Here is a 3,229-nt window from a genome sequence, read left to right as displayed (position 1 = left end):
AGCCGCCAACTTTGCCTGCACCTGCTGCTGTACCGATGGTGACGGTGCCTGTGTGGGCTGCTACGCTACCCAGGGCAACGGTGTTGTTTTCTGAATCAGCATCAACGATGGTGACGTTTTCTGCGGCACCTGTGGTCAGGGTGACGTTGAAACGTGGATCCGTATTCAAACCTTCAGCGATGGTCAGGGCAACGGTGTCACTTGTACCTGTGTCAACAGCCAGACGGGCATTGACGATGTTTTGGGTGATGCCGTTGGAAAAGGTGTTGCTGTGTTGAATAGTGATGTTGGTGGCTTGTGCTGCCGTCAATTTGTTCAAATTGAATGTGGAAGTGCCAACAGCTGGGAACCAGAGGCCAACAGCACCAGTGAACGAAACATTGCGGACCAGCACGCCAGTCACATCGGGCAGTTTGCTGAAATCGAGGGACTGGGCGGTATTGCTCAACAACATTTGAACCGCTTCCACTTTGGTGATGACGCTTGATGTTGCTGTAACGTTACCACCATTGACAACGATGAGGGTGTCGTTACCGTCGCCACCTGTGATGCTGTCGCCAGCTTCAATTGTGTCAGCCAGGATGAAGGTGTCGTTGCCTTTGCCGCCGATGATGGAGACGTCCTGTGTCTGACCAGAGGTGTCTGCTTTACCGGTAGTGAAGATGCCGTTACCGAGGTTGATGGTCAGGTTGCCTGTGAATGCGGATGCATCTACAGTCGCAAGACGACCAGCAGCTTGCAGGATACCATCCTGGTAGTTGACGGACTCAATCGTACCGACCGTAAGATTAGTGATGTTGGTGGTAGAAGCCAGTGTCAGGTTGGTGTTGCCTGTGATGATGACTTTACCGGCTGTGCCTGTGTCCATTGGCAGGTTGAGAGCGCCGATGAAGTTGGACGCGCCTGTGCTGTTGACTGTGAGTGTTTCATAGCCTGTGCCGCCTACGCCATTGGCGGAGGAACCAGAAGTATTGCCACCGATGTTGACTGCACCAACTTGTACGTCGGACAGATTCAATGCACCGACGTTGGCACCTGTCAGTACGCCTGTACCGAAGGAGAATTCAACGACGCCAGCTTGGTTGGCGTTGGAGCTGGTGATGGACATGGTATCGAGAACGGATTTGATGTTTTCGATACGGGCATTGTTGGTACCTGCTGCGGAGGCGATACGGGAGATGTTGACGGTTTTGAGGCCGGTGGCATCTTGCAGATCGAGACCGGTGACTGCCAGGTTGGCACCCGCGGAAGAAGAACCTGTGAAGGCTGCATTCAGCGTTTGGATGTTGGTCAGTTTTGGGGTGATGAGGGTGCCACCGTTGTCGTTGGCATTGCCCAGTGTGGCTGTCAGTGTGTTGGAGACGCCTGTACCTGTCAGTTGGTCTTCATCTTGCAGGCTGTTGATACGGGCATTGCCGCCTGGTGTGTAGACTTGTGGGGCGGTGAATGTTTCGCCGGAAACAATATCAGTACCGTTAGTCAGGACGATTTGGGAGCCTGGGCTGTTGGACACGATACCTGCAATCGTTGCATCAACAGTGGTTTGTGCTGTGGCCAGTGTCGCGGCATCAACGACTTTGCTCAGCCATACTTTGGCTGTGGCGTTGGCATCTACACCTGCGTAGGCGGTGATTTCTTTGGTGGTATCAACAGCAGTAGTGAAGGAGGTAGCAGCAGTGACTTTGGAGTCAACGGCTGTTTTGTCTGCACCAGTGGCACCCGCGAGGATGGACAGGGCGGCTGCGCCAACTGTCACTGCGCCGTTGACGATCTGGCCTGCCCAGTAGGTCAGACCTGCTGGATCGGCTTCGTGGCCGAACAGGTTTTTATAGATGGTGTTGACGGTTTGCGCTGTGGTCAGGTTGGCATACGTGTCTGCGTATTCTTTCTGAACGGAGAAGCTTTGCGCGATGTCTTTGAGGGACAGGTTGGACGCTGTCCAATAAGCCAAACCCAGTGGGTCCGCTGGACGATTGAAATAAGCGATGTAAAGCTTTTGGATATCACTAGCTGCATTAGCCATTTAGAACTCCTAATGTATGATTTATAAGAATGAACTTGCTCTGGTTACACAATATTGCAAATATTAGCCGAGTGAGCCTATCACAGGCAAATTGATTTATCTGTGACACAAGTCAAAAAATCGAATTGATTCCAAGATACAACTTAACATTTAACAACCATTTCTGTGTCACGAATAAATACGAAATTTTTTTCCAATTAAAAAGAGCCCGAAACAATAATTGTTTCGGGCTCTTTTATTTTTCATCGCTGCAGAGAAATCAGCTCTGCATTGAATGTCGGCCTACACCAAATTAAGCAGTGAAGTCGCCGGCAACGATAGAACCTGCGCCAACCAATTTCACGATAAAGTCAGTTGCATCGACTGTACCAACAGTGCCACCGATGTTTTGGAAGGCATAAGTACCAGCTGCTGTACCTGCGGCTACAGTGATGATGTAAGCCTGGGTATTCGCTGCCAAGGCCGCGCCAGCTGCTGATGCTGCTGTTGCGATAGCTGCTGCCAGTGTGGATGTATCTGCGCTAGCGATAGACAACAAGTTCAATGTTGTTGCTGCTGTGCCTGTCTTGAACACGTCAGCGCCAGCAACCTTGAAGTTTGCCACTGTATCGATAGAGGAAATCACTGAACCAGGAACGATAGTTTCAGCACCAGTTGCAGTGGTGGACAGGTTGATGGTATCCACACCTGTACCACCTCTTACGGTTACTGCTGTAGCAGATGTACCCAACAGATTCACTGTTTGGCCGCCTGTACCCAGAACAACTGTGTCACCTGTTGCACCTTTAGTGTAGTTCAGTGTGACACCAGCACCATTTTCGTTAGTGAAGATGTAGCCAGTTGCTGCAGAGCCAGTTACGTTCACTGTTTCAACGCCTGTTACCAAAGCACTGATGTTCAAGTTAGCGCCGATTGCACCGATGTTCAGTGTATCTGCACCCAGACCGCCGTCCAGCGTTGTTGCGCCGGCGATTTGTGTTGCAGTGTAGTTGAACGTATCGTTACCTGTACCACCAACAACGCTCACTGTGTTAGTACCAGCAGTGAATGTGTTTGTACCGTTAGCCAGTGTGAAGCGTTCGATAGCTGCGTTAGCAACGATCGTACCGGCTGTAGTCAACGCGATGGTTTCTGTATTGCCTGCAGTTACAGTACCTGTGAAGGAATTGTATTCTGCAGCAGTCATGGTGTACACGCCAGTTGCTG

At 50.9% G+C, this 3,229-nt stretch carries 1 protein-coding gene and 1 pseudogene; both read right to left on the bottom strand.

Going from position 1 to position 3,229, the window contains the following annotated elements:
* Nucleotides 1–2,023 (bottom strand): DUF4214 domain-containing protein (locus H8L32_RS27170; RefSeq protein ID WP_186951000.1); only part of this gene is annotated, 2,023 nt, incomplete at its 3' end.
* Nucleotides 2,024–2,315: 292 nt separating this feature from the next.
* Nucleotides 2,316–3,229, bottom strand: a pseudogene (locus tag H8L32_RS27165) (hypothetical protein); the annotation flags it as partial.

The sequence above is a fragment of the Undibacterium hunanense genome (assembly GCF_014284335.1).
GTDB classification, from domain to species: domain Bacteria; phylum Pseudomonadota; class Gammaproteobacteria; order Burkholderiales; family Burkholderiaceae_D; genus Undibacterium; species Undibacterium hunanense.
Note: the sequence above shows the minus strand (reverse complement) of the source record. Positions and strands in the feature narration are given on the sequence as shown.